25 protein-coding genes are annotated in these 24,487 nt (G+C 65.4%); 14 read left to right on the top strand and 11 right to left on the bottom strand.

Going from position 1 to position 24,487, the window contains the following annotated elements; all coding sequences use genetic code 11:
* Positions 1-54 precede the first annotated feature (54 nt).
* Entirely contained in the window at positions 55-270 is a 216-nt protein-coding gene (locus SCLO_RS10480; protein ID WP_066517359.1) for a hypothetical protein, read from the top strand.
* Positions 260-496, top strand: a complete 237-nt coding sequence (locus tag SCLO_RS10475) for a hypothetical protein (protein ID WP_066517355.1) — start codon at positions 260-262, stop codon at positions 494-496. Before SCLO_RS10480 ends, SCLO_RS10475 begins: the two co-directional genes overlap by 11 nt.
* A gap of 60 nt (positions 497-556) precedes the next feature.
* Here the strand turns inward: SCLO_RS10475 and SCLO_RS10470 are convergent, their stop codons facing one another.
* The 4 genes from SCLO_RS10470 to SCLO_RS10455 form a co-directional block, all read right to left on the bottom strand.
* Positions 557-1,927: a class II 3-deoxy-7-phosphoheptulonate synthase gene (locus tag SCLO_RS10470; protein ID WP_066517353.1), complete on the bottom strand. Its 1,371-nt coding sequence runs from the start codon at positions 1,925-1,927 to the stop codon at positions 557-559.
* A 122-nt stretch (positions 1,928-2,049) separates the two neighbouring features.
* A complete protein-coding gene (locus SCLO_RS10465) occupies positions 2,050-2,406 on the bottom strand; it encodes a Rap1a/Tai family immunity protein (protein WP_066517398.1) in 357 nt (118 codons plus the stop codon).
* A 129-nt stretch (positions 2,407-2,535) separates the two neighbouring features.
* A complete protein-coding gene (gene cysS / locus SCLO_RS10460; protein WP_066517351.1) occupies positions 2,536-4,065 on the bottom strand; it encodes a cysteine--tRNA ligase in 1,530 nt (509 codons plus the stop codon).
* Between the two features lie 155 nt (positions 4,066-4,220).
* Positions 4,221-5,369 (bottom strand): serine hydrolase, encoded by a 1,149-nt coding sequence (locus tag SCLO_RS10455; protein WP_066517349.1) that lies wholly within the window; start codon positions 5,367-5,369, stop codon positions 4,221-4,223.
* Between the two features lie 172 nt (positions 5,370-5,541).
* Between SCLO_RS10455 and SCLO_RS10450 the strand changes: the two genes are divergently transcribed.
* Positions 5,542-6,378 carry an alpha/beta fold hydrolase gene (locus tag SCLO_RS10450; RefSeq protein WP_066517347.1) on the top strand — a complete coding sequence of 279 codons (837 nt, stop codon included), beginning with the start codon at positions 5,542-5,544 and terminating at the stop codon, positions 6,376-6,378.
* Between the two features lie 129 nt (positions 6,379-6,507).
* Here the strand turns inward: SCLO_RS10450 and nadB are convergent, their stop codons facing one another.
* From nadB to purM, 4 genes are all read right to left on the bottom strand, one after another.
* Positions 6,508-8,112 carry an L-aspartate oxidase gene (nadB, locus tag SCLO_RS10445; RefSeq protein ID WP_066517346.1) on the bottom strand — a complete coding sequence of 535 codons (1,605 nt, stop codon included), beginning with the start codon at positions 8,110-8,112 and terminating at the stop codon, positions 6,508-6,510.
* 106 nt (positions 8,113-8,218) lie between these two features.
* Positions 8,219-9,148, bottom strand: coding sequence for an ABC transporter ATP-binding protein (locus tag SCLO_RS10440; RefSeq protein WP_066517397.1), 930 nt, complete (start codon positions 9,146-9,148; stop codon positions 8,219-8,221).
* Positions 9,149-9,188: 40 nt separating this feature from the next.
* Positions 9,189-10,142, bottom strand: a complete 954-nt coding sequence (gene purN / locus SCLO_RS10435; RefSeq protein WP_066517345.1) for a phosphoribosylglycinamide formyltransferase — start codon at positions 10,140-10,142, stop codon at positions 9,189-9,191.
* A 13-nt stretch (positions 10,143-10,155) separates the two neighbouring features.
* The gene (purM, locus tag SCLO_RS10430) at positions 10,156-11,250 is read right to left on the bottom strand and encodes a phosphoribosylformylglycinamidine cyclo-ligase (protein WP_066517344.1); all 1,095 of its coding nucleotides are present in this window, start codon (positions 11,248-11,250) and stop codon (positions 10,156-10,158) included.
* 42 nt (positions 11,251-11,292) lie between these two features.
* Here purM and SCLO_RS10425 point away from each other — a divergent pair, with 42 nt between their 5' ends.
* The 10 genes from SCLO_RS10425 to SCLO_RS10380 all read left to right on the top strand — a co-directional run bounded on the left by SCLO_RS10425 (position 11,293) and on the right by SCLO_RS10380 (position 21,014).
* Positions 11,293-12,627 carry a heavy-metal-associated domain-containing protein gene (locus SCLO_RS10425; RefSeq protein ID WP_407695305.1) on the top strand — a complete coding sequence of 445 codons (1,335 nt, stop codon included), beginning with the start codon at positions 11,293-11,295 and terminating at the stop codon, positions 12,625-12,627.
* Positions 12,624-13,250, top strand: coding sequence for a P-loop NTPase family protein (locus tag SCLO_RS10420; RefSeq protein WP_066517343.1), 627 nt, complete (start codon positions 12,624-12,626; stop codon positions 13,248-13,250). The genes SCLO_RS10425 and SCLO_RS10420 overlap by 4 nt, the downstream gene beginning before the upstream one ends.
* 17 nt (positions 13,251-13,267) lie before the next feature.
* Positions 13,268-15,409 (top strand): RNA degradosome polyphosphate kinase, encoded by a 2,142-nt coding sequence (locus SCLO_RS10415; protein WP_066517342.1) that lies wholly within the window; start codon positions 13,268-13,270, stop codon positions 15,407-15,409.
* A 5-nt stretch (positions 15,410-15,414) separates the two neighbouring features.
* The gene (locus SCLO_RS10410; RefSeq protein WP_066517341.1) at positions 15,415-16,929 is read left to right on the top strand and encodes a Ppx/GppA family phosphatase; all 1,515 of its coding nucleotides are present in this window, start codon (positions 15,415-15,417) and stop codon (positions 16,927-16,929) included.
* A 259-nt stretch (positions 16,930-17,188) separates the two neighbouring features.
* Entirely contained in the window at positions 17,189-18,106 is a 918-nt protein-coding gene (gene argB, locus SCLO_RS10405; RefSeq protein ID WP_066517340.1) for an acetylglutamate kinase, read from the top strand.
* A gap of 110 nt (positions 18,107-18,216) precedes the next feature.
* Positions 18,217-18,507 (top strand): YggT family protein, encoded by a 291-nt coding sequence (locus SCLO_RS10400; protein ID WP_066517338.1) that lies wholly within the window; start codon positions 18,217-18,219, stop codon positions 18,505-18,507.
* Positions 18,504-18,830: a DUF167 family protein gene (locus SCLO_RS10395; protein ID WP_066517336.1), complete on the top strand. Its 327-nt coding sequence runs from the start codon at positions 18,504-18,506 to the stop codon at positions 18,828-18,830. Before SCLO_RS10400 ends, SCLO_RS10395 begins: the two co-directional genes overlap by 4 nt.
* Positions 18,827-19,720: a bifunctional methylenetetrahydrofolate dehydrogenase/methenyltetrahydrofolate cyclohydrolase FolD gene (folD, locus tag SCLO_RS10390; protein WP_066517335.1), complete on the top strand. Its 894-nt coding sequence runs from the start codon at positions 18,827-18,829 to the stop codon at positions 19,718-19,720. Before SCLO_RS10395 ends, folD begins: the two co-directional genes overlap by 4 nt.
* The gene (locus SCLO_RS10385) at positions 19,717-20,400 is read left to right on the top strand and encodes a YybH family protein (RefSeq protein WP_066517325.1); all 684 of its coding nucleotides are present in this window, start codon (positions 19,717-19,719) and stop codon (positions 20,398-20,400) included. The genes folD and SCLO_RS10385 overlap by 4 nt, the downstream gene beginning before the upstream one ends.
* Positions 20,397-21,014: a MarC family protein gene (locus SCLO_RS10380; RefSeq protein WP_066517323.1), complete on the top strand. Its 618-nt coding sequence runs from the start codon at positions 20,397-20,399 to the stop codon at positions 21,012-21,014. Before SCLO_RS10385 ends, SCLO_RS10380 begins: the two co-directional genes overlap by 4 nt.
* A gap of 6 nt (positions 21,015-21,020) precedes the next feature.
* On the opposite strand, the gene SCLO_RS10375 is transcribed toward SCLO_RS10380, so the two are convergent.
* Both SCLO_RS10375 and SCLO_RS10370 read right to left on the bottom strand, forming a co-directional pair.
* The gene (locus SCLO_RS10375) at positions 21,021-21,311 is read right to left on the bottom strand and encodes a DUF3140 domain-containing protein (RefSeq protein WP_231923215.1); all 291 of its coding nucleotides are present in this window, start codon (positions 21,309-21,311) and stop codon (positions 21,021-21,023) included.
* A gap of 111 nt (positions 21,312-21,422) precedes the next feature.
* Positions 21,423-22,103, bottom strand: a complete 681-nt coding sequence (locus tag SCLO_RS10370; protein WP_066517317.1) for an OmpA family protein — start codon at positions 22,101-22,103, stop codon at positions 21,423-21,425.
* Positions 22,104-22,255: 152 nt separating this feature from the next.
* On the opposite strand from SCLO_RS10370, the gene SCLO_RS10365 reads away from it, so the two are divergent.
* The gene (locus SCLO_RS10365; protein ID WP_066517313.1) at positions 22,256-23,572 is read left to right on the top strand and encodes a hemolysin family protein; all 1,317 of its coding nucleotides are present in this window, start codon (positions 22,256-22,258) and stop codon (positions 23,570-23,572) included.
* A 275-nt stretch (positions 23,573-23,847) separates the two neighbouring features.
* On the opposite strand, the gene SCLO_RS10360 is transcribed toward SCLO_RS10365, so the two are convergent.
* Complete coding sequence (locus SCLO_RS10360; protein WP_066517310.1) at positions 23,848-24,474, bottom strand: c-type cytochrome; 627 nt, start codon at positions 24,472-24,474, stop codon at positions 23,848-23,850.
* Positions 24,475-24,487: the final 13 nt, after the last annotated feature.

The raw sequence follows: 24,487 nt of genomic DNA, 5'->3' as shown, positions 1-24,487 counted from the left end.
CGGTTTCCCTCGCCATCCCGATGCTATAGCGGCACCGGCAGGCGGAGGCGCGCAATGGACGACAGCAAGGATCCGAATGTGAAAAAGATCCTCCACCGCCTTCGCGCGCCGGAGGATAATCCCGTGCGCCGCGCACGCCGCGTGGTAGAGGCGCAGGTTCCCCCTCATCGGCGCGGCCCCGGCTGGGACCGGCACTGGCGTGAACTGGAAGCCTATCTGGATGAGCCGGGCTGTTGGGCCGGCAAAGCCGAGACGCAAGATGACCGCTGACCAGATGATCGACCTGATGGTCGCGCGGCTGGTGCGGGACCGGGGCGGGGCCAAGCATCGCTGGAGGCAGAGGATCGGCGCGGTGAAACTCTATCCGCGCGAGACCCATGCCCATTGCAACTGGTCGGTGAATCCCACCGGCAGTTTCAGCGAGATCGAAGCGGTGGAATCGCTCGCGGACGAATTGCGGCTGCGGCATCCCTTGCTGACGAGCCGCGCGGGATAGAAGAATGAAGCGGCCCCCGTCGAGAGACGAAGGCCGCTTTTCCATCTGTCCTGCCGGCTCCTATGCGGCGGCGCGCCGTTCCTTGAGTTCCTCGTTCAACATTTCGGCGAGGAGGAACGCCAGCTCCAGACTTTGCGCCGCATTCAAACGCGGGTCGCAATGGGTATGGTAGCGGTCCGCCAGCCCTTCGTCGGTGATCGCCACCGCGCCGCCGGTGCATTCCGTCACATTCTGCCCGGTCATTTCGCAATGGATGCCGCCGCCGAAGCTGCCTTCCGCACGATGCACCGCGAAGAAGCCGCGCACCTCGGCAAGGATGCGGTCGAAGGGGCGGGTCTTGTAGCCGTTCGCCGCCTTGATGACGTTGCCGTGCATCGGATCGCACGACCAGACGACCGGATGCCCTTCGCGCAGCACCGCACGCACCAGCTTGGGCAGGCCCGCCTCGATCTTTTCGTGACCGTAGCGGGTGATGAGCGTGATGCGCCCCGGCTCGCGCGCGGGGTTCAGGATGTCGAGCAGGCGAATAAGCGCGTCCGGCTCCAGGCTGGGGCCGCATTTCATGCCGATCGGATTGCCGATGCCGCGCAGATATTCGACATGCGACGACCCTTCGAAGCGGGTGCGGTCACCGATCCACAGCATATGCGCGGACGTGTCATACCAGTCGCCGGTCAGCGAATCCTGCCGGGTCAGCGCTTGCTCGAAAGGAAGCAACAGCGCCTCGTGGCTGGTGTAGAAGCTGGTTCCGCCCAGCTGCGGCACCGTTTCCGGCGACAGGCCGCAGGCGCGCATGAAGTCGAGCGCCTCGCCGATCCGGTCGGCGACGGCGTCGAACTTCGCCGCCAGGGGGCTCCGGCCCATGAAATCCAGCATCCAGCCATGGACACGGTCGAGGCTCGCATAGCCGCCGGTGGAAAAGGCGCGCAGCAGGTTGAGCGTCGCAGCCGACTGGTTATAGGCGCGGATCATGCGCTGGGGATCGGGCTCGCGCGATTCGGGCGTGAAGGCGATGTCGTTGACATTGTCGCCGCGATAGCTGGGCAGTTCCACGCCATCGACGGTCTCGGTCGCGGCCGAGCGCGGCTTGGCGAACTGGCCTGCCATGCGGCCGACCTTCACAATCGGCAGCTTCGACGCGAAGGTCAGCACCACCGCCATCTGGAGAAGCACGCGGAAGGTGTCGCGGATGTTGTTCGGGTGGAACTCCGCGAAGCTTTCCGCGCAATCGCCGCCTTGCAACAAAAAGGCCTCGCCCGTCGTGACGCGGGCAAGCTCTGCCTTCAGGCTGCGCGCCTCGCCGGCAAAGACGAGCGGGGGAAACTGCCCAAGCTGGGTTTCCACCGCGGCCAATGCCGCAGCGTCCCGATATTCGGGCATCTGGATACCCTCATGCTTGCGCCAGCTTTCCGGCGTCCACTTCGCCGCCACGACGAGTCTCCTTGCAGTTATGAAAAGTGGGCCGCACCTACGCCGATGCAGCCGTCAAGGCAAGTTATAGCGGTTTTCGGCGGGATTTCGCTAATGGATTGGAGCGATCAGACTGATCGGCGTCATTTGTCGCAAGAATAGCGTTCGTTGAGCGCCACGCTGACGAGCACGGAGGCAGGGGCTTTCCGCTGGTCGGCATAGCGTTCCAGATAGGCGACGACGATGCGGCGCACGTCGTCGGCCTTCATCTGCGCGGGCCAGCAATTGGGGCGGGCGCGGCCGATGAACACGTCTTTCTTGATGCCGTCCACTGCGCCGACGATATAGGCGGTGCAGGCGAGCGCATATTCGGGCGCCTTGTTGCGGCATTTGGCGAGCAGGGTCGCGCCGGTTTCGAACATGAAGATCTGTCCCTGCACCGGCGGGGGATCCGGCGCCGCGAAGGCAGGCGTCGCCGCCGCGCCGCCTAGGGCGGCCATGATTGTCATCCAATGCCGGAACATAAGCGGAAGGTATACTTTTGCCTGCCTCTGTCCAGCGGGATTGATGCCCGACGGAAACGGTTCGTCGCAAGAAAATAGATCGTTAAGCCTATGATAATATTTAATTTAAGTTAAGGATAACCGCCAGTCCCACCGAAGCGGATCGCCGTCCATCACGTCCACGCCCTGCGTTGCGAGCGCGTCACGGATTTCGTCGGACAAGGCAAAGTCCTTTTCGATGCGCGCGCTCTGGCGGCGGTCGAGTTCGGCTTCGATCTGTTCGGGCGTGATCTCTGCGTCCTTCGGCCGGAGACGCAGATCAGCGCGGCTCAGTTCAAGGAGATGGAGACCCAGCGCGTGATCGAAAGCAGCGATGAGGCAGAGTTTTTCATCCACCGGCACTTTCTTGATCGCGATGGCTTCCTCCAGCAGGGGGAGGGCGCGGGGCGTCATCAGGTCGTCGCTGATCGCGGCATCGAACTGTTCGAGCAGCGGCGTCAGCTTCGGATGCAGGTTGGCGCGCAGATAGTCGAGGCGCGGGGATTGCCATGTGACGCCCTCGGCCCGCGATTTCAGATTCTCCACGCCCATGACGAGGCGCTTCAAGCGCGTGAGCGCTGCGCCGACGCCTTCCGCGCTGAACTCCAGTTCGCTGCGATAATGAGCGCCAAGGCAGAGCAGGCGATAGGCGAGCGGATGGACCCCCGCGTCGATCAGGGAAAAGAGGGTAGTGAAGCCACCCTTGGATTTGCTCATCTTCCCCTGGCGGTCGACCAGGAAATTATTGTGCATCCACCAGCGCGCGCCGGTGAAGCCCGCCGTGGCGGCATCGGGCGCGCCGCAGCAGCTTGCGTGGAACGCCTGATTCTGCGCGATTTCGTTCGGGTGATGGATTTCGCGATGGTCGATGCCGCCGGTATGGATGTCGAACGGATGGCCGAGCCGCGCCTCGCTCATCACCGAACATTCCAGATGCCAGCCTGGCGCGCCCTTGCCCCAGGGGGAATCCCATTCCATCTGGCGCTGCTCTCCCGGCGGTGACTTGCGCCAGATGGCGAAATCGCTGGGATTGCGCTTGCCCGCGACCGGATCGATGCGGGCCATTTCCGTTTTATGGGCATCATCATCCCGCCTGCCCGCCAAAGCGCCATAATCGGGCACGCTGCCGCTGTCGAAATAGAGGCCGGTTTCCAGTTCGTAGCAATGGCGCGGCGCGATCTTCTCCGCAAAAGCGATCATCTGCGGAACATAATCGGTGGCGACCGTCCATTCGGTCGGCTCGATGATGTTGAGCGCGGCGATATTGGACTTGAAGGCGTCGGTATAGTGCGCCGCTATGTCCCAGATGCTCTTCGCCTGCGCGCGGGCGGCGGCCTCCATCTTGTCGTCGCCCGCGTCGGCATCGCTGGTGAGGTGGCCGACATCGGTGATGTTGACGATATGGGTGACGGAAAGGCCCTTCCACAACAAGGTGCGGCGCAGCGTGTCGGTAAAGACATAAGCGCGCAGATTGCCGAGATGGGCATAATTATAGACCGTGGGACCGCAGCTGTAGACGCGCGCATGACCCGGTTCGATGGGCGCGAAGGGCTCGATCGAGCGGGTGAGACTGTTGAACAGGCGCAGCGGCGCGACGATGTGCTGGTCTTGGGACATGGCGAAAAGCCATGCGGCGATGCGCGGCGGGCGTCAACGGAGATGTGGAGGAGGCTGCGGTTTGGGTGATCGCGGGCGGGCTCAGCGCTGCGGCTGAGGTAAAGGGCTGCATCGGGTGAAACCGCCGGTCCGGGGAGGCGACCGCCTCCGCCGGGTCAGCGTTTCTGGTGGTTGGCCGCGACGGCCTTCGCCACGGCCTGCATCAATTGCCAACGGACCGGGATCGGCTCGGTGGTGCTGCCGATCATCACCGCCACGGCATAGCTGGTGCCGTCCGGCGCGGTCATGATGCCGATGTCGTTATAGCCGGTCGAGCGTGGCGGCAGATCCTGCCCCGTGCCGGTCTTGTGCAGATAGTGCCAGCCCGGCGGAACGCCGCCCTTGACCCGCTGCGGACCGGTCCTGGCCTCCCCCATGACGGATAGCAGCATGCGGGTGGAGGTGGGGGAGAGCATGTCCCCTTCCTTGAGTTTCGCCAGTGCCTGCACGATGGAGGCCGGGGCCGCGCCGTCCGGGGGATTGGCGAGATAATTGTCCAGCGCTTTCTTGCGGACCGTCATGGGCAGCTTCGCGCGCGCGGCGTAGAAATTGCGGCCGATCGAATAATCCTGCCGCCAGTCGAGGCCCGCCGTGGTCGATTGCAGCAGCCGCTCTCCGGGACCGAAACGGATATTGCCGATGAAGCGTCGGGCAAGGAAGCCGCGCACGGCGTCAGGACCGCCGACCGCGCGCAGCAGCGCGTCGTTGCAGGTATTGTCGCTCTGCGTCATCGCGCGGTTCATGAGGTTGGAATAGGTCGTGGTCCAGCCGTTGTTGCCGACCAGCGCGGCGCTCGGCTGATGGAAGAGGGTCAGGTCCTTCCGGGTGATGGTCGTCGTATCCGACAAGCGAATCTTGCCCCGGTCGACCGCGTCGAGGAAAGCCATCGACACCCAGAGCTTCGACACGCTCTGCTGCGGGAAAAGCTGGTTGCCGTTATGCGCGACGGTCCAGTCCGCGCCGATCCGGCGCACGGCGATCCCGACATGGCCGTTGAAGCTCTGTCCCAGATTGCGGATGACGCTGACGAGGGCAGGCGGCGGCGTCTGGCGCTGGTCGATGTCCTGATAGGGCCGAGGCGGATTGGCGACCGGCCGGATCGGAAAGGTCGCGGTGGTGGGCTGCGGCTTGCTGGCGCGGGCTTGCGCAGGCGGCGGCTGCGGCGCGCTCACGCAGGCGGATAATGCCGTAATCAACAAAATCAGCTTGGCGGAAATGATGCCGCCTTCAGGGCGCCTGTCAGGCCCTTTATCCTTGAAATTCATCAACGTCCCCGCTCTCCAGCACATTATTTAGGCACCTACCTTCCCATGGGCGGCAAGAATCATGCGACGAATGATTCCACATTCGCGATGTAATGAGCCTGAACGAAGGGAACCCGTCGTCGCGTCGCGCTCATTTGCGGTTCAGGCCCATGCGGCGATAGAGGAAAACAGCATGATCGATAGACGGACATGGATATTAGGCGGGGGCGCGATGCTCGCCGGATGGGGGGCATGGGGCGGCGCGGCTCAGGTGGCCGCATTCGCGTCGCGCCGCATCGCCGTCGAGGTGCGGGGCAGCGGACGCGACGTGCTGTTGATTCCCGGCCTGGCGAGCGGTCCGGGCATCTGGAACGGTGTCGTGAGCGCGCTGCCGGGCTATCGCTGGCACCTGGTCCATGTGCGGGGCTTCGCGGGGTTGGCGGCCGACGCCAATGCCGACGGACCGCTGCTAGGGCCGTTGGCGGACGAGATTGCCCGCTACATGCGGACGCAGGGGCTGACGCGCCCGGCGGTCATCGGACACAGCATGGGCGGCACGCTGGCGATGATGCAGGGGCTGCAAGGGGCGAGCGGCCGGGTGATGGTGGTGGACATGTTGCCCGCCGGAGCGGCGATGGTCGGCGGGACGGCGGGAGGCATGGGTTTCCTCGCCGATCAGCTGGGCCAATATTTCACAGGCACCAAGGCTGGCCGCGCTTATCTGGCGCGAATCCTGGCGCAGACCCCGGGCGCCAGGGGCAGCGATCCGGATGTGATCGCCAATGCCCTGCGCGACCTGGCCCATGTCGATCTGGGGCCGCAACTGCCGCGCCTGTCGGTGCCGTTGGAAGTGGTCTATGCCGTGGGCGAGGACGAGACGCTGGCGAAGGAAATCGGCACGCGATTCCGCGCCGCCTATGCGCCCAAGACGGATGCGCGGCTGGTCCCGATCGGGCCGAGCGGCCATATGGTGATGGCCGACCAGCCCGCGCGTTTCCAAGCCGCGCTTCGCCGTTTTTTAACGCGCTGATCCGGATTTGACCGGCATCAAGGAAAAGGCCTGTCCATCATATCATGAATGAAGTCCCGGTGGCGCCTTTCAGGCGCTTCCTTCCTCCACCTCAGGCGCGGCAGCGGATCATCTGCCGCGCCTTTTTCTTTAAGGCGTCAGCACCGTGTCGACAGGCTGAGGCAGCCTGTCGGGATAGTCGAGCGTATAGTGCAGCCCCCGGCTTTCCTTCCGATGCAGGGCGGACCGGACGACGAGCCGCGCGACCTCCAGCAGGTTGCGCAATTCGATAAGGTCGGGCGTCACGCGGAAATTGCCGTAATAATCGTCGACTTCCTGCGCCAGCAGGGCGACGCGATGCTGCGCGCGCTCCAGCCGCTTGGTGGTGCGGACGATGCCGACATAATCCCACATGAAGCGCCGGATTTCCTTCCAGTTATGCTGGACGATGACTTCCTCGTCGCTGTTGGTGACGCGGCTTTCGTCCCATGGGCGGATCGGCGGCGGCAGGGGCAGTTCGTCCCAATGGGCGCGGATATGCTTCGCCGCCGCTTCCCCAAAGACGAAACATTCGAGCAGCGAATTGGAGGCAAGGCGATTCGCGCCATGCAGCCCGCTTTCGGTGACCTCTCCTGCGGCATAGAGACCGGGCAGGTCGGTGCGCCCGTCCAGATCGATGACGACGCCGCCGCAGGTGTAATGTTGCGCCGGGACGACGGGGATCGGCTCTTTCGTGATGTCGATGTCGAGGTCCAGAAGGCGCGCATAAATGGTCGGAAAATGATGCCGCACGAATTCCGGCGGCTTGTGGCTGATGTCGAGATGGACATAATCGAGGCCGAGCCGCTTGATCTCATGGTCGATGGCGCGCGCCACGATGTCGCGGGGGGCGAGTTCGGCGCGGGGGTCGAATCGGGGCATGAAACGTTCGCCGCCGCCGGGGACGCCGGGCGGGAGCTTCAGATGCCCGCCTTCGCCGCGCACGGCTTCGGTGATGAGGAAATTCTTGACCTCCAGATTGTAGAGGCAGGTCGGATGGAACTGGTTCATCTCCATGTTGGAGACGCGGCATCCCGCGCGCCATGCCATCGCGATGCCGTCCCCCGTCGCACCGCGCGGGGCGGTGGAAAAGAGATAGGTGCGCCCCGCGCCGCCGGTGCACAGGATCGTCGCCTTGCCCAGCAGCGCATCGACATGGCCGGTTTTCTTGTTGAGGGCGTAGACGCCCCAGACATGGCCGTCGCCTGAATATTTCTCGCCATGGCGGGATGTGATGAGGTCGATGGCGATCAGGTCTTCGAGCAGTGTGATGTTGGGATTGGCGCGGGCGGCCTTCAGCAGCGCCACCTGCACCGCATGGCCGGTGGCGTCGTCGACATGGACGATGCGGCGATGGCTGTGTCCGCCTTCGCGGGTCAGGTGCCAGCGTCCGCCGAAATCCTCGCCCGCGTTGAAGGGGACGCCGAGCGCGGCGAGCCGCTCAATGGCGGCCGGCGCTTCGGAAACGACGAATTCCACGGTCTCGCGATTGTTGAGTCCCGCTCCCGCGATCATCGTGTCCTCGACATGCGCGTCGAAACTGTCGCCCGCATCGAGCACGGCCGCGATGCCGCCCTGCGCCCAATTGGTCGATCCGCCGTCGAGCGCCCCCTTCGCCAATACCACGACCTTTCGATCCTGCGCGAGGTTGATCGCGGCGGTCAGGCCCGCCGCGCCGGAGCCGATGATGACGACGTCATGGGTGGTTGTGGGCATCTTGTCCTGGCTTCTTTCCGTTCGGGCTGAGTCTGTCGAAGCCCGGTCTTACTTATGAAAGGAAGAAGCGCCCTTCGGCAAGCTTGGGGCGAGCGTCGGTCGGTCGTCAGGCCGCCGCCGTGAGATTGAGGAACACGTCCTCCAGATCAGGGTCGCGCGTCACCACGTCGACGATGGCAAGGCCGCTTTCCTGCACGGCGGAAAGCACTTGTCCCGCATTCGCCCGGTCTTTCATATAGGTGATCGTCAGGGTGCGGTCGCCCGACAGTTCGACCTTTTCGAAGCACGGGGCGTCAGGCGCGGCGATGATGTCGCGGTCCACCGTCACCTGCACGACCTTCTCCTGCGCCATGGCGATGAGTTCGCGGGTCGGCTTGTCGGTGATGAGGCGGCCATGGTTGATGATGCCGATCCGGTCGCAAAGCTCCTCGGCTTCCTCCAGATAATGCGTGGTGAGCACGATGGTGACGCCCTGCGCGTTCAACTCGCGGACATAGGCCCAGAGTTGCTGGCGAAGCTGCACGTCCACGCCTGCGGTCGGTTCGTCCAGCACCAGGATGGGTGGGGAATGGACCATCGCCTTCGCCACCAGCAGGCGGCGCTTCATCCCGCCCGACAAGGTGCGGGCATAGGCGTTTGCCTTGTCGTCCAGATGGACGGCGCGCAGCAATTCCATCGACCGGCGGCGATCCTTCGGCACGCCATAATAGCCCGCCTGATTCTCCAGCGTCTCGAAGGGTGTGAAGAAGGGGTCGAAGACGATCTCCTGCGGGACGATGCCGATGCTGTTCTTGGCGTTGCGGGGATTCAGGTCGATGTCGAAACCCCAGATGCTGGCCGATCCGCTGGTTTTGTTGACCAACCCCGCGAGAATGTTGATCGTGGTCGACTTGCCCGCGCCATTCGGTCCCAGCAGGCCGTAGATCTGCCCGCGCGGGATAGTGAGGGAGATATTGTCCAGCGCGCGCTTGCCGCCCGCATAGACTTTGCAAAGATCGGTGATCTGGATGGCGGGCTGGGACGGTCGGTCGGTCATGGCGTCCATATGGGGGATCGGGCGGCGCGACGCAAAGGATTCAGAACTGATCGGCGGCATCCATCAGCGCGGTGAGCTTCTTCGGCGCGACGGTTCGCCAGCTTCGCTGGAGGCGATCTTCCACCAGATCCCAGTCCAGTTCGCCCATATCGAGGCGGATGCCGACCCAGCCTGCCGGACCGAGATAGGCGGGCCGGTAATAAAGGTCCGGGTCGCTTTCGATCAGCATCGCCTGTTCCTCCGGTGCGCTGGTCTTGACGAGCAGGGCGGTGATCCCGTCGCCATGATGATCGCGCGTGAAATAGGCGAATTTCTTGCCCTTCTCGATGCCGAAGCTGGCCATCCCGTGCGACAGGCCCTCGTCGGACTGGGGGAGTGCAAGGGCGCGCTGGCGCACCTGGTCGAGCAGCCAGTCGGGATCGCGCTCGCGCGTCACGAAATCGGCGAGGACGCGCGGATAAAGCTGATGCTCGGCAACGAGCGTGCGGTCGGCGAGGCTGTCGGCGGTGTCTCCGGGCAGGATCGCGACCGTGGTCTGGCCGAGGACCGGGCCGTCATCCAGTTCGGCCGTGACGATGTGGATTGAGCAGCCGCCATGATTGTCGCCCGCGTCTATGGCGCGTTGATGGGTATCGAGCCCCTTATATTTCGGCAGCAGGCTCGGGTGGACGTTGAGCATCCGGCCTTCCCAGCCCGCGACGAACTCCGGCGAGAGCAGGCGCATATAGCCCGCCAGCGCGACATATTCCGCTCCAGCCTTGCGCAACTCGCGGTCGATGAGGGAATCGAACTCCGCGCGTTTCATGCCTTTATGGCTATGGGCAAAGGTCGGCACCCCTTCTGCCGCCGCGAGAATGAGGCCGGGCGCGTCTGGGTTGTTGGAGGCGACCAGCACGATCTCATAAGGGCAGGCGGGGTGCTTCGCCGCATAGAGCAATGCCGCCATGTTCGAGCCGCGCCCGGAAATCAGAATGGCGACTTTTGCCTTGGTCATGACCAACTCGCGCTCAACCCAGATGCGTTGCTTTCCAGTCGGTTTTGGCGCTCCATGTCTCGACGGAGCCTCTGACCGTGCAGCCTTTCTCGCCCGGCTCGACCGCGCCGATGCGGAAGACGGTTTCGCCCGCCGCTTCGAGGGCGGCGGCGACGGCGGCGGCTTGGTCTTCGTCCACTGCCAGCACCATGCCCACGCCGCAGTTGAAGGTGCGCGCCATTTCGCCCGGCTCGATATGGCCCTGCGCTTGCAGGAAGGCCATCAGGCGCGGCTGCTCCCATGCATCGGCGTCGACGACAGCATGGCAGCCTTCAGGCAGCACGCGGGGAATATTCTCCAGCAGGCCGCCGCCGGTGATGTGGGCAAGGGCGTTGATCTTCCCCGCGCGCACCAGCGGCAGCAGCGATCGCACATAGATGCGCGTCGGCGCCATCAGCGCGTCGATCAGCAGCACCTCATTATCGAACAGGGCAGGCCGATGCAGTTTCCACCCCTTGTCGGAAGCGAGGCGGCGGACCAGCGAATAGCCGTTCGAATGAACGCCTGACGAGGCAAGGCCCAGCAGCACGTTCCCCGGATGCACCCGGTTGCCGGTGAGCGCCTCGTTCCGTTCCACCGCGCCGACGCAAAAACCGGCGAGATCATAGTCGCCATCGGCATACATGCCCGGCATCTCGGCCGTTTCGCCGCCGATGAGCGCGCAGCCCGCCTGACGGCAGCCCTCGGCGATCCCCGCGATCACGCGCTCGGCGACGCTGCTCTCCAGCTTGCCGGTGGCGTAATAGTCGAGGAAGAACAACGGCTCCGCGCCCTGTACGATCAGGTCGTTGGCGCACATGGCGACGAGGTCGATGCCGACGCCGTCATGCCGGTCATGGTCGATCGCGAGCTTCAGCTTGGTGCCGACGCCGTCATTGGCCGCGACCAGCAGCGGATCGCTATAGCCCGCCGCCTTGAGGTCGAAAAAGCCGCCGAAGCCGCCCAGTTCCGCGTTCGCGCCCGGACGGCGGGTGGACTTGGCGAGAGGGGCGATGGCGCGGACCAGCGCATTGCCCGCCGCGATATCGACGCCAGCCTTGGCGTAGCTGTAGGATTCGTTGTCGCTCATATCCGCGCGACTAGAGCAAAGCGCGGGAAAACGGAACGGGAAATGGGTTGCCGCTTGGCATATCGGGCAAATCCCGCCAAAAGGGCGCGCGTGAGCCTCAACCTTGCCCTTCGCCGCTGGACGATATCTCCCCAGCGCCTGCTTTCTTTCCTGTCGCGCCCCGCGCAGATCGCGGGCGCCATCGCCCTTGGCCTCGCCGCGGCGGCGCTGTTCGCGCAGATGGAAGGGGAACGCGGCGTCCCGCCCATCGCCAGCGGCGGCGATTATGAAGTGCGGGACGTCAAGGTGGATGTCTTCGCCAAGGATGCCGACAGTGCCCGCAAGGCGGGCTGGCGGCTGGCGCAGCGGCAGGCGTGGAAGATGCTGTGGGCGCGCACCCATGGTGGCGCGGGCGCGCCGGGCCTCTCCGATTCGCAACTGGAAGGCATGATCTCGGGCATCGAGATCGAATATGAGCAGATCGGTCCGACGCGCTATGTCGCGACTCTGGGCGTGCTGTTCGACCGGTCGCGCACCGGGCAGCTTCTGGGCGTGAGCGGCAATGTCAGACGATCCCCGCCATTGCTGGTGATCCCGATATTGTGGGACGGCGGATCGGCCGTCTCCTATGAGCGGATCAATGCGTGGCAGGAAGCATGGGCGCGTTATCGTACCGGGGACAGCGCCATCGACTATGTGCGCGTCGCGGGATCGGTGGCCGATCCGATCCTCTTGAACGCCGGACAGACCGGAAGGCGCGGGCGGTTGTGGTGGCGCGTGTTGCTGGACCAATATGGGGCGGCGGACGTGGTGATCCCCATCGCCCGGCTGGATCGGCAATGGCCGGGCGGGCCGGTGCTGGGCACCTTCACGGCGCGTTATGGTCCCGACGACAGCCTGATCGGCAGCTTCTCGCTCCGCGCCTCCAGCGAGAGCGCGATTCCGAAGATGTTGGATGAAGCCGCGCGGCGGATCGACGGGCTTTATATTACGGCGTTGAATGACGGTCGCCTGCGGCCCGACCCGTCGCTCATCATCGAAGAACCGGTGGACCCCGAGGCACTGGCGATCGAAAATGCCGCCGACCTGCCGGTCGAGACCTTCGAGGCTCCGCCCGAAGCGGGCGTGGCTACCTTCTCGGTACAGTTCGACACGCCGGACGTGGGATCGGTATCGCAAGGCGAATCGATGATGCGCTCGATACCGGGCGTGCGGTCCGCATCGACCAGCAGCCTGGCCTTGGGCGGGACTTCGGTGATGCAGGTCAATTTCGTCGGCGGCGTCGATGCCTTGCGTTCGGCCTTGCAGGCAAAGGGTTATGGCGTCGCGGTGTCGGGCAACACGATCCGCATCCGCCGCGCCGCCGCGCCCGCCGCCGGAGCCGCCAGCGCCCCATGAGCCAGATCAGCCTGCCGTTCGACTGGGCGGGCCAGGGGAAGGGTGATCATTTCCTGGTCAGCGACGCCAATCGCATCGCGGTCCGGCATCTGGAAAGCTGGCGCGACTGGCGCCTGTCGGTCAGCATACTCACCGGGCCGCGCCTGTCCGGCCGCTCAACGCTGGCGCGGCAGTTCGCCCGCATGAGCGGCGGCACGGTCATCGACGACGCGCAGGGGCAGGATGAACACCGCCTCTTCCACGCATGGAACGAGGCGCAGACCCAGTGCCGGCCCCTGTTGATGATCGGACAGGCCCCTCCCGCGCAATGGACGGTGGCATTGCCGGACCTGCGATCCCGTCTTGCCGCCGTGTCTCACGTGGCCATCGCGGAACCGGACGAACCGCTGGCCCGTGCCCTGATCGAGCGGGGGCTGGCATCGGCGGGCGCGTATTATGCGGCCGACCTGCCCGACTGGCTGCTGCGGCGGATCGAGCGAAGCTATGCCGCCATCGCGGCGGTCACGCGCCTGCTGGATGAAGCGGCTCTGTCATCCGGGCGTAAGATTTCCGTCGCAATGGCGAAAGAGGCTCTGCAAGGAGCCGGTTTTCTGCCTATATTGCCGCCCGACCCTTCCCACTGATCCCATGCGAGACTTTCGTGGCCGAAGCTGATCCCTCCGCCAGCCTGACATTGACGGGCGAACGCTATTTCAACCGGGAACTGAGCTGGCTGGCTTTCAATCAGCGAGTGCTGGAAGAGGCGATGAACCGGGCGCACCCCTTGCTGGAGCGCCTGCGTTTCCTGTCGATCTCCGGTGCGAATCTGGACGAGTTCTTCAGCGTGCGCGTCGCGGGCCTCAAGGGCCAGCAGTTGCAGGACGTGGACATGCGTTCCGCCGACGGACTGACCCCGGCGCAGCAACTGGCCGCGATCACCGAGGAAACGGTGCGGCTGATGGCGGCGCAACAGAAGGTGTGGGGTGCGCTGCACGGCGAACTGGCGCAGGTGGGTATAGAGGTGATTGGCCCGTCCAGTGAGATCGACGCGCTGGCCGAAGCCTGGCTGCGCGAGCATTTCCTGACGCAGATATTCCCGATTTTGACGCCGCAGGCGCTGGACCCGGCGCATCCTTTCCCCTTCATTCCCAATCAGGGCCTGTCGATCGTCTTCGACCTCGAACGCCTGTCGGACAGGCAGCCGATCCGCGAACTGGTGATGATCCCTTCCTCGCTGGCCCGTTTCGTCCGGATGCCGGGGGAGCCGGCGCGCTTCATGGCGCTGGAGGCAGTGATCCGGCGCTTTTCGGCGGACCTCTTTCCCGGCTATCGCGTCCGCAACAGCGGCGTGTTCCGCATCATCCGAGACAGCGACATCGAGATAGAGGAAGAGGCGGAGGATCTGGTCCGCTATTTCCGCAGCGCCATCAAGCGCCGCCGCCGGGGTCGGGTGATCCGCATGGAGATCGAGGAGCGCATCCCCGAACCGGTGGAAGAGATGTTGCAGGACATGCTCCAGGGGCATGAGGCGATCATCGCGGAGGTTGAGGGTTTCGTCGGCATCGGCGACCTGTCGAACATCGTGGACGAGGACCGGCCCGACCTGAAGTTCGAGCCTTATGCGCCGCGATTCCCCGAACGAATCAGAGAATATGGCGGGGATTGCTTTGCGGCGATCCGGGCCAAGGATATTCTGGTTCACCATCCCTATGAAGCGTTCGACGTGGTTGTTTCGTTCCTGAAACAAGCGGCCTCGGACCCGGATGTCGTGGCGATCAAGCAGACGCTGTACCGCGCGGGCAAGCAGTCGGCGATCATCCGCGCGCTGATCGACGCGGCGGAAGCGGGCAAGTCGGTCACGGCCGTCGTGGAATTGAAGGCCCGCTTCGACGAGGAGCAGAACCTGATGTGGGCCGACGCGCTGGAACGCGCGGGCGTGCAGGTGGTCTATGGCTTCATCGACTGGAAGACCCACGCCAAGGTGTCGATGGTCGTCCGGCGCGAGGGCGAGCAGTTCCGCACCTACTGCCATTTCGGAACAGGCAATTATCACCCGATTACCGCGCGAATCTACACCGATTTGAGCTTTTTCACCGCCGATCCGGCCTATGGGCGCGATGCGGCGGCGCTGTTCAACTACATCACCGGCTATGTCGAGCCGCAGCAGCTGGAGAAGCTGGTGATGTCGCCGCGCGACCTGCGCAATCGCCTCTGCGCATTGATCGAGGCGGAGATCGAGCATGTCCGCGCCGGACGGCCCGGCACCATCTGGGCGAAGATGAACTCGCTGGTCGATCCCGCGATCATCGAAAAACTCTATGCCGCCAGCAATGCGGGGGTGGAGATCGACCTCATCGTGCGGGGCATTTGCTGCCTGCGCCCCGGCGTCCCGGGCATGTCGGAGAATATCCGCGTCAAATCGGTGGTCGGCCGCTTCCTGGAGCATAGCCGCATCACCGTGTTCGGCAACGGCAAGACGCTGCCCAATAACGGCGCGAAGGTCTTCATCAGCTCGGCCGACTGGATGCCGCGCAATTTCGACAGGCGCGTGGAATTCCTCGCGCCCATCGAGAATCCGACGGTGCACGACCAGATCCTCGACCAGGTGATGGTCGCCAACCTGATCGACACCGAACAAAGCTGGGAACTGGCGAGCGACGGCCATTACCGGCGGGTCGATCCGGGCGACCGGCCGTTCAACCTGCATCGTTATTTCATGACCAACCCGTCGCTGTCGGGGCGCGGCGCGGCGCTAGACAGCGAGGCGGTGCCGACGCTGCGCCTGCGCGGACGGGCGGGCTGACGCGCATGAATTCCATGCTGAGCCGCGTGAGGGAAGTGGCCGAGACGATGGCGACTTCTCCGCAAGCCGCCACCGCGCGGACGGCGATCATCGATATCGGGTCCAACAGCGTGCGCCTGGTCGTCTATGACGGGCCGCGCCGCATCCCCTTCACCCTGTTCAATGAAAAGGTGATGGCGGGGCTGGGCGCGTCGCTGGGCAGGACCGGGCGGATCGAGCCGGACGCGATGGAGCGCGGATTGCGGGCCGTGGCGCGTTTCGCTCATCTGTGCCGGGAGATGCAGGTCGCGCAGGTGCGCTGCGTCGCCACGGCGGCGGTGCGCGATGCGACCAACGGCCCGGAGTTCATCGCGCGGACGCAGGCGCTGGGGCTGAAGGTCGAATTGCTGTCCGGCGCGCAGGAGGCGATCGGCGCGGCGCATGGCGTGCTGTCGGGCATCCCCGGCGCGGACGGCATCGTCGGCGATCTGGGCGGCGGCAGCCTGGAACTGGCGCGGGTGCGGGACGGCGCGGTGCACCAGACGGTGTCGCTGCCGCTGGGTGTGCTTCGCCTGCCGCAGATTCGCGCCAAGGGCTCCAAGGCGCTGGAGCGGATGCTGACCAAGATGCTGGGGAAGGCGGGCTGGCCGAAGGAGCCGGGTCTGCCCCTCTATATGGTGGGGGGATCGTGGCGCGCCCTGGCGCGGTTCGACATGCAGGCGACGCATTTCCCGCTGCCGGTGGTCCACCAATATGAAATGCCCGCGGAACGGGCCGAGCAACTGACGCGGATCGTGTCCCATATCGGCAAGTCGCGGCTCAAGGCGATTCCGGCCATCACCGGATCGCGCGTCCCGACGCTGCCGGATGCGGCGGCCTTGCTGTCGGTCGTGGTGCGCCAGTTGAAGACGGGCAGGCTGGTCGTGTCGGCTTACGGCCTGCGCGAAGGCTTGCTGTTCGAAGACCTGCCCGCTTCGCTGCGCGCGCATGACCCGTTGCTGGTCGCGGCGGAAGCGGAAGGGGAGGCGCAGGCGCGCTTTCGCGGGCATGGGGACAGGATAGAGCGCTGGATCGCGCCCCTGTTCGGTGACGACGATGCCGCCGCGCGCCGGATTCGCCGGGCCGCCTGCCTGCTGGCCGATGTCGGCTGGCGCGCCAATCCCGATTTCCGGGCGGAACGGGGCATGGAGATCGCCCTGCACAGCAATTGGGTGGGCGTCACCACGCCGGAACGGGCCATGCTGGCGCAGGCGCTCTACAGCAATTTCGGTGGCGGAACGCAGGTTCCGGCCGGACTGGAGCGCCTGGCTTCACCCGAAGCGCTGAAACGCGCGATGCTGTGGGGCCTTGCCATCCGTCTGGGGCAGAGGCTGTCGGGCGGCATTGAAGGCCCCCTGATCGCATCCCGTCTGGATCGGAAGGGGGATGTGCTGGAACTGGCGTTGCGCGACGGCGACCGGGACCTGCTGGGCGAGGCGGTCGAACGGCGGCTCCGCCAGTTGGCGCAGGCCATGGTCCTGGAATATCGCCTGATGCCCTGATCTCCGGTGGGGCAGGGTTTGCAGGGAGACGGACCTTCGCTTTCCCTTCTCCCCTTTGGGAAAGGGATAGTCTGACGGAGCATGTCCCCCCTCACCCAGCACCGACGAAGGCGGCAAGCCACCCCAGTCGCCGCAACCCTCTCCCCATGGGGCGGAGGAAATATGACGCCATCCCTTCATGTCATTGCAAGATCCATCGCGGCCCGGCTGCAAGAGAAGGAAGGCCGCATGAACTTGCGGCGCGGCGCCATTGTCTTTAATGCGCGCGCGCATGAACGATAAGCACGCCCCCGAACCCGCGCTCCTCGCGAAGGCCGAAACCCTGGTCGAGGCGCTGCCCTATATGCAGCGCTATGCGGGCAAGACCTTCGTCGTGAAATATGGCGGGCATGCCATGGGCGATCCCGAAGCGGCGCGCGATTTCGCGGAAGATGTCGTGCTGATGAAGGCGGTGGGCATCAATGTCGTCGTCGTCCATGGCGGCGGGCCGCAGATCGGCGCGATGCTCAAGAAGCTGGGGGTCGAATCGCATTTCATCAACGGGCTGCGCGTCACCGATGCGGAGACGGCGCATATCGCGGAAATGGTGCTGGCCGGGTCGATCAACAAGGAAATCGTCGGCTGGATTTCGGGCGCGGGCGGCCGGGCGGTCGGCATTTCGGGCAAGGATGGCGGCCTCGTCCTGTGCGAGAAGGTGGGCGGCAGCCGCGCGCCCGATCCCCATAGCGGGATCGAGCGGCATGTGGACCTGGGCTTCGTGGGCGATCCGGTGAAGGTCGACCGGCGCATCCTCGATACCCTGTCGCAGGACGGCATCATTCCGGTGGTGGCCCCGGTGGGCATCGGCGCGGACGGCCATACCTATAATGTCAACGCCGACACCATGGCGGGCGCGATCGCGGCGGAACTGGGTGCGTCGCGCTTCTTCCTGCTGACCGACGTGGCGGGCGTGCTGGACAAGCAGGGGCATCTGCTCACCGACCTCGATCCCGCCGCGATCAAGGGGTTGCAGGAGGACGGCACGATCAGCGGCGGCATGATCCCCAAGCTGGAGACCTGTGTGAAGGCGGTGGAGGGCGGCGTGGACGCGGCCGTCATCCTCGACGGGCGGGTGCCTCATGCGATGCTGCTGGAAATCTTCACCGACAAGGGCGCGGGCACGCTGGTCCGGCGCTGAGCGGTCGGTTCGGCGACCTGAGCCCGTTGTTGGTGGAATAAGCCGCGTTGGCGGCTTGTCGCGCGGCGTCCGCCTCGGCTAGAGGAAACGTCCAGCATATCGGAGACTTCATGGCCTACGCGCTCTATCAGATCATCGTCATCCTGCTCGACGTGTTGTGGTGGATCATCATCATCCAGGCCATCATGAGCTGGCTGATCGCCTTCAACGTCATCAACACCTATAGCGACGTGGTGCGCACCATCATGGTCACGCTCGACCGGATCACCGCACCCATCTATAATCCGATCCGCAAGGTGATGCCGGATCTGGGCGCGCTGGACCTGTCGCCGATGGTGGTGCTGCTGGCGATCCTCATCATCCGGCAGGCGATATTGCCGCCCCTGTTCGGGCTGGTGTGACGGTCTGGAGCCGCGATGGCGACGACCTGCTGCTGCGCGTCCGGCTGACGCCCGGCGCGGCGCGGGAGGAAGTGGGCGGCGTCTGGACGGATGAGAAGGGCGCGCCCTGGCTCAGCGCCCGCGTCCGGGCCGTGGCGGAAAAGGGCAAGGCCAATGCGGCGTTGATCGCTTTGCTGGCCAGGCGGCTGGCTTGGCCCAAAAGCGCGATTTTGCTGGAATCGGGTGACACCAACCGGCTAAAGCGTTTGCGGATGAAGGGCGGCGGCGCGGCGGACGCCCTCCAGCGGCTTGGCGCCGCGATCGAGGAACAGGGACAGGCATGACCATCGGCAAGATCATCGACGGCAAGGCGTTCGCCGCGGGCCTGCGGGCGCAGGTGGCCGAGGGCGTGGCGGCCTTCGCGGCGCAGGCCGGGCGCAAGCCGGGGCTGGCGGTCGTGCTGGTGGGGGAAGACCCGGCCAGTTCCGTCTATGTCCGCAACAAGGGCAGGATGACGGTCGAGGCGGGCATGGAAAGCTTCGAATTCAAGCTGCCCGCGACCATCGGCGAGGATGAACTGCTCGACCTGATCGAGGAACTGAACGCGGACGAGCGGATCGACGGCATCCTCTGCCAGTTGCCGCTGCCGGGGCATATCGACGAGGCTTCGGTGATCGCGGCGGTCAGCCCGGACAAGGATGTGGACGGCTTCCATGTCGTCAATGCCGGGCGGCTGGCGACGGGGCAGGAAGCGCTGGTGCCCTGCACGCCGCTGGGCTGTATCATGCTGCTGAAGGACGAACTGGGCGATTTGAGCGGTCTGGAGGCGGTGGTCGTGGGCCGCTCCAACATCGTGGGCAAGCCTATGGCGCAACTGCTGCTGGCGGAAAATTGCACCGTCACCCTCGCGCACAGCCGCACCCGCGACATCGCCAGCGTGGTGCATCGCGCCGACATCGTGGTGGCGGCGGTGGGCCGCGCCGAGATGGTGAAGGGCGAATGGATCAAGCCCGGCGCGACCGTGATCGACGTCGGCATCAACCGCGTCGTCGATACCGAGGACGGCAAGGCCCGGATCGTGGGCGATGTCGCCACCGCCGAGGCGCTGGCCCATGTCCGCGCCATCACGCCGGTGCCGGGCGGCGTCGGGCCGATGACGATCGCGGTGCTGCTGCGCAACACGCTGGTCGCGGCCCATGCGCGGGCGGGGCTGCCCGGGCCGGAGGGGCTGTGAAGGCACGCGCCGCGCTCCTGCTGGCCGGGGCGTTCGCCCTGATCGGCGCGCGGCCGCCGATGCGGTTCCAGCCCGATCCCAGTTCCGTGATCGCGGCGGAAATGGCGTTCAACCGGCTGGCGCAGACGAAAGGGCAGTGGACAGCCTTTCGCGAAACCGCGGCGGAAGATGCGGTGATGTTCGTGCCGCAGCGGGTGCTGGCGAGGGACTGGCTCAGGAAACAGGCCGATCCGCCCGCTTCGGTGCAGTGGTCGCCCGCCATCGTCTATGTGTCCTGCGGCGGCAATCTGGCGGCCAGTACCGGCAATTGGAAGCGCCCGGACGGATCGGTCGGCTATTTCACGACCATCTGGCGGCGCGACAAGAAGGGCGCATGGAAGTGGATCATGGATCATGGCGATGCCCTCGCCAGTCCACGGGAAGCGCCCGAATATCTGAGCGGCAAGGTCGCGACCTGCAAGCGGCGCGCGCCCGGCGAGGGGCAGGGAGCCGCTCCCCTTAATCCGCCGCCTGCGGCCGGGGCGCGGACCAAGGGCGCCATGCCGCCGCCCGTGGATGAAAGCCTGCTCTGGTCCGCCGATGTCGCGACGGACGGCAGCCGCCATGTCACCGTGCGGATGTGGAACGGCACGGACTATGAGACGGTGATCGACGACAGGGTGGGAGCGCCCGGATCATGAGCGAGCTTTTCCTCTCGGCCTTCGTCACCCTGTTCGTGGTGATCGACCCGCCGGGCTGCGCGCCGATCTATGCGAGCCTCACCACCGGCGCGAGTGTGGCGCAGCGGCGCAGCATGGCGATCCGGGCTGTCGTGATCGCAACGGCGATCCTGTTCGTCTTCGCGCTGTGGGGCAAGCAGTTGCTCCATATCCTGGGCATCGAACTGGACAGCTTCCGGATCGCGGGCGGGATCATGCTGTTCATGATCGCCATGGACATGGTGTTCGAAAAGCGGACCGAACGGCGCGAGAACCGCGCGCAGAAGATCGCCGACACGCCGGAGGTGGAGGATGTCTCCGTCTTTCCCATGGCGATGCCGATGATCGCGGGGCCGGGCTCCATCGCGACCGTCATGCTGATGATGTCACGCGCCGACGGCCTGACGGAACGGTTGGTGGTGCTGGGCGCGGTCGGGCTGACTCTGGCGCTGATGCTGGGGTCGCTGCTGGCGGCGGGGCCGATCATGGCGCTGCTGGGGCAGAAGATCGAAGCGGTCATCACCCGCCTGCTGGGCGTGCTGCTGGCCGCGCTGGCGGCGCAGTTCGTGATCGACGGGCTGAAATCGAGTTTCTGAGGCCGATCAGAGGGCCTTCAGGGGATCGTGCCCCCAGTTTTTCAGTGAATAACGCCAGCGGGACGTAACGATATTGGCGGGCTGTTGCGCCGTGTGACGCCTTATATAGCTCACCACCTTGCGCATATGCGCATAGTCGTCGGCGCTCAGTTCGTTGCGCGCCATGCCCAGAATCCCGACAATCCGCCGGCCGCTGGCGTGGCCGACGCTTTCCCGCGCCTTCCCGTCGGCGCCCTTCCAGCCGACGGCCTTGCTCTCAGGCGTATCGAGCCATTCTGCCAGTTCTTCGACGCCCATGTTGACGGCTGCGGCGAAGTCGCGGGCGATTTGATCGCGGTCCAGAGGTTTTGATCCCATTTCGCAGCCGGCGGATGACCCCTCCACGCCTGGGAGGGGCCATCGAGGGGATCAGGAGCGCACGTCGGCTTCGGTGACGGGCGCGACCTTGATTTCGACGCGGCGATTGGCGGCCTTGCCTTCTTCCGTCGTATTGGAGGCGATGGGCTGCGTCTCGCCGAAGCCGCGCGTCGCGATGCGGGCGGACTGGACGCCGTGGCTGGTCAGGTAATTGGCGACCGACTGGGCGCGCCGTTCGGACAGGCTCTGATTATAGGCGTCGCTGCCGTCGCTGTCGGTATGGCCATATATGTCGATATAGGTTTTGGGATATTGCGCCAGAACCGACGCCACATCGTTCAGCGTCGGCTGGAACTGCGGCTGCACCGTGGCGCTGTCGAAGCCGAAGGTAATGCCCGAGGGCATGCGGAGCAGCAGATTGTCGCCGTCGCGAATCACGTCGACGCCTGTCCCCGCGGTCTGCTCGCGCAGCTTGCGTTCCTGCGCGTCCATATAGCTGCCGATGCCCGCGCCCGCGATGGCGCCGATGCCCGCGCCCAGTATCTTTTCGGTGCGGTCATGCCGCCCGCCGACCAGATCGCCCAGCAGATAGCCGCCCAGCGCACCGCCGATGCCGCCGATTGCTGCCTTCGAAACCTGGCGATTCCCGGTCTCGGGATCGGTGGTGCAGGCGGTGGTCGCCAACATCGCGGCAAGGCCCATGGCGCTCATGATAGCGTAGGAAGTCTTCATCGGTCCTGATCCCTTGTCTTATGCGTCCCTCGGGGGACGATGACGTTCAAATGTCGAGTGGCGCATTTTGTTCCACTAGCGAACTGAATGCACCATGAGGGGACTGTTGTGAAATTGAAAGAATAGGCGTTATAGGGGGAATATTGACCGCCATGGCCACGATCCCCCCTCATTCGCTGTCGCCCTTTCCCTGGGTCGATCTCTTCATCATCCTCGCGCTGGTGGCGCTGAACGGCGTGTTCGCCATGTCGGAGCTGGCCATCGTGTCCGCGCGCAAGCCGCGCCTGCAAGCGATGGAGAAGGCGGGGCGGCGCGGCGCGCGGTCGGCGCTGGCGCTGGCGTCCGATCCGGGCAAGTTCCTTTCCACCGTGCAGATCGGCATCACGCTGATCGGCATCATCGCGGGCGCCTATTCGGGCGCGAGCCTTGGCGGGCCGGTGGGCGAGCGGCTGGGGCTGCTGGGCCTGTCGCCCAGTCTGGCGCAAAATCTGGGCTTCGCGCTGGTGATCGGCGCGACGACCTATGCCTCGCTCATCATCGGCGAGCTGGTCCCCAAGCAGTTCGCGCTGCGCCGGCCTGAAGCCATCGCCGTGCTGGTCGCCAAGCCGATGCAATGGCTGGCGAAGCTGACCGCGCCGCTGGTGTGGGTGTTGGACGGGTCGAGCGCGCTGATCTTCCGCCTGCTGGGCATGACCCGCGAGTCGGAGGATCATGTGACGGCGGAGGAATTGCACCTGATCGTGGCGGAAGCCAGCCGGTCGGGCGTGATCGAGGAAAGCGAGCGGGCGATCATTTCCGGCGTGGTGCGGCTGGCCGACCGGCCGGTGCGCGAGGTGATGACGCAACGCATGGATGTGGACTGGATCGACATCGGCGCGGACGAAGCGACGATTCGCGCCCGTCTGTTGGAAACGCCGCATACCCGTCTGCCGGTAGGACGCGGATCGGTGGAGGATCTGGTCGGCGTCGTCCAGGCGCGCGACATCATGGCGGCGCTGTTCCGGGGAGAAATGCTGGATCTGGAAGCGCTGATCCGCAAGGCGGAGGTGGTGCCCGATCAGGTCGATGCGATGGACGCGCTGGAGGTGCTGCGCCGGTCCGACGTGCCGATGGTGATGGTGCATGACGAATATGGGCATTTCGAAGGGATCGTGACGCCTGCCGACCTGCTGTCGGCCATTGCCGGGCATTTCGCTTCGGACCGGGACAGGGACGAGGAGCCCGATCTGGTCGAGCGCGAGGACGGCAGCCTGCTGGTGTCCGGGCAGATGCCGGTCGACCAGCTTGCCGAGCGGATCGGCATCGCCCTGCCGGAAGACCGCGATTATGCGACGGTCGCGGGCCACGCCTTGTGGCTGCTCAAGCGCCTGCCGGAAGTGGGCGATTATGTCGACGATCAGGGATGGCGTTTCGAGGTGGTCGACATGGATGGACGCAAGATCGACAAGCTGCTCATCGCGGAACGGTGAGGCTGGTCGCGGGGCGGCCTGGCATCGATCGTGGGGTGCAGGATGAGCGCGATGGCGTTTGCGGGCGGGGTTCAAGACCCAGCGGTGCTGTTGCGAAGGTGGGAACCTCGTTCCTCCGTCCGATACGGGCTCCTTGGCGTTATGCTGCCTGAAGCGGGCATGGACGCTCCGTCCGGCCGCAAGCCGTCATGCCCATGGGGGATGCTGACGTTTCCAGCCTAAAACAAAAGGAGCGCGGCCATGGCCACGCTCCTCATGATTCATGCGGCCTCTGTTTATTCGGCGGCGTTTGCGGCAGGCGCTTCCGCTGAATTGGCGGCGTTCGCGCCCCCGGCGGGAGCGGCGGCATTGTCGCCTTCCGCCGCGGGAGCCGCGTCAGCCGCCGGGAGAGGCAGGTTCGAACCCTGGGTGTTCAGCCAGGCGATCAGGTTGGCGCGGTCGACCGGATTGCCCAGGCCCGCGAAGGTCATCTTGGTGCCCGGCGCGAATTCGCGCGGGCTCTTCAGCCAGTGATCCATGGCTTCGAAGGTCCAGGTGCCACCCTTGCTCTTGAGCGCGTCGGAGAAGGCGAAGCCTGCCTTGCCGTGACCGATTTCATCGCCCACCGTCGCGTAGAGATTGGGACCGATGCCGTTGGCGCCGCCCTGATTTACCGTGTGGCAGGCCGCGCACTTGGCGAAGACCTTCTCACCGGCCGCGACGTCGGCCTGCGCCAGCAAGGTGTTGAGGCCGGGGCCGCTGTCGCCGCCGCCTTCGCCTTCCGCTTCGACGCCCTCGATCGCATAGCCCATCTTTTCGGGGCGTTCGCTATGGAAATATTGGGAGCTGACGATGGCGCCGCCCAGCGCGATGATCCCTGCAAACAACGCCCAGCCTGCAATGGTGTTGAAACGATCGCCCATTCGCTCGCTATCC

The sequence above is a fragment of the Sphingobium cloacae genome, assembly GCF_002355855.1.
In the GTDB taxonomy this organism is placed as follows: Bacteria; Pseudomonadota; Alphaproteobacteria; order Sphingomonadales; family Sphingomonadaceae; genus Sphingobium; species Sphingobium cloacae.
This window is presented reverse-complemented; position numbering and strand designations above follow the sequence as displayed.

Excerpts from the sequence above, each read along its gene's own strand:
- purM (WP_066517344.1), bottom strand. The coding sequence starts at position 11,250 with ATGAGCGACAACGAATCCTACAGCTACGCCAAGGCTGGCGTCGATATC.
- cysS (WP_066517351.1), bottom strand. The coding sequence starts at position 4,065 with ATGTCCCAAGACCAGCACATCGTCGCGCCGCTGCGCCTGTTCAACAGT.
- SCLO_RS10425 (WP_407695305.1), top strand. The coding sequence starts at position 11,293 with ATGGGTTGCCGCTTGGCATATCGGGCAAATCCCGCCAAAAGGGCGCGC.
- argB (WP_066517340.1), top strand. The coding sequence starts at position 17,189 with ATGCGCGCGCGCATGAACGATAAGCACGCCCCCGAACCCGCGCTCCTC.
- SCLO_RS10375 (WP_231923215.1), bottom strand. The coding sequence starts at position 21,311 with ATGGGCGTCGAAGAACTGGCAGAATGGCTCGATACGCCTGAGAGCAAG.
- SCLO_RS10480 (WP_066517359.1), top strand. The coding sequence starts at position 55 with ATGGACGACAGCAAGGATCCGAATGTGAAAAAGATCCTCCACCGCCTT.
- SCLO_RS10400 (WP_066517338.1), top strand. The coding sequence starts at position 18,217 with ATGGCCTACGCGCTCTATCAGATCATCGTCATCCTGCTCGACGTGTTG.
- nadB (WP_066517346.1), bottom strand. The coding sequence starts at position 8,112 with ATGCCCACAACCACCCATGACGTCGTCATCATCGGCTCCGGCGCGGCG.
- folD (WP_066517335.1), top strand. The coding sequence starts at position 18,827 with ATGACCATCGGCAAGATCATCGACGGCAAGGCGTTCGCCGCGGGCCTG.
- SCLO_RS10370 (WP_066517317.1), bottom strand. The coding sequence starts at position 22,103 with ATGAAGACTTCCTACGCTATCATGAGCGCCATGGGCCTTGCCGCGATG.
- purN (WP_066517345.1), bottom strand. The coding sequence starts at position 10,142 with ATGACCAAGGCAAAAGTCGCCATTCTGATTTCCGGGCGCGGCTCGAAC.
- SCLO_RS10450 (WP_066517347.1), top strand. The coding sequence starts at position 5,542 with ATGATCGATAGACGGACATGGATATTAGGCGGGGGCGCGATGCTCGCC.
- SCLO_RS10420 (WP_066517343.1), top strand. The coding sequence starts at position 12,624 with ATGAGCCAGATCAGCCTGCCGTTCGACTGGGCGGGCCAGGGGAAGGGT.
- SCLO_RS10475 (WP_066517355.1), top strand. The coding sequence starts at position 260 with ATGACCGCTGACCAGATGATCGACCTGATGGTCGCGCGGCTGGTGCGG.
- SCLO_RS10410 (WP_066517341.1), top strand. The coding sequence starts at position 15,415 with ATGAATTCCATGCTGAGCCGCGTGAGGGAAGTGGCCGAGACGATGGCG.
- SCLO_RS10380 (WP_066517323.1), top strand. The coding sequence starts at position 20,397 with ATGAGCGAGCTTTTCCTCTCGGCCTTCGTCACCCTGTTCGTGGTGATC.
- SCLO_RS10465 (WP_066517398.1), bottom strand. The coding sequence starts at position 2,406 with ATGGCCGCCCTAGGCGGCGCGGCGGCGACGCCTGCCTTCGCGGCGCCG.
- SCLO_RS10365 (WP_066517313.1), top strand. The coding sequence starts at position 22,256 with ATGGCCACGATCCCCCCTCATTCGCTGTCGCCCTTTCCCTGGGTCGAT.
- SCLO_RS10440 (WP_066517397.1), bottom strand. The coding sequence starts at position 9,148 with ATGACCGACCGACCGTCCCAGCCCGCCATCCAGATCACCGATCTTTGC.
- SCLO_RS10360 (WP_066517310.1), bottom strand. The coding sequence starts at position 24,474 with ATGGGCGATCGTTTCAACACCATTGCAGGCTGGGCGTTGTTTGCAGGG.
- SCLO_RS10455 (WP_066517349.1), bottom strand. The coding sequence starts at position 5,369 with ATGAATTTCAAGGATAAAGGGCCTGACAGGCGCCCTGAAGGCGGCATC.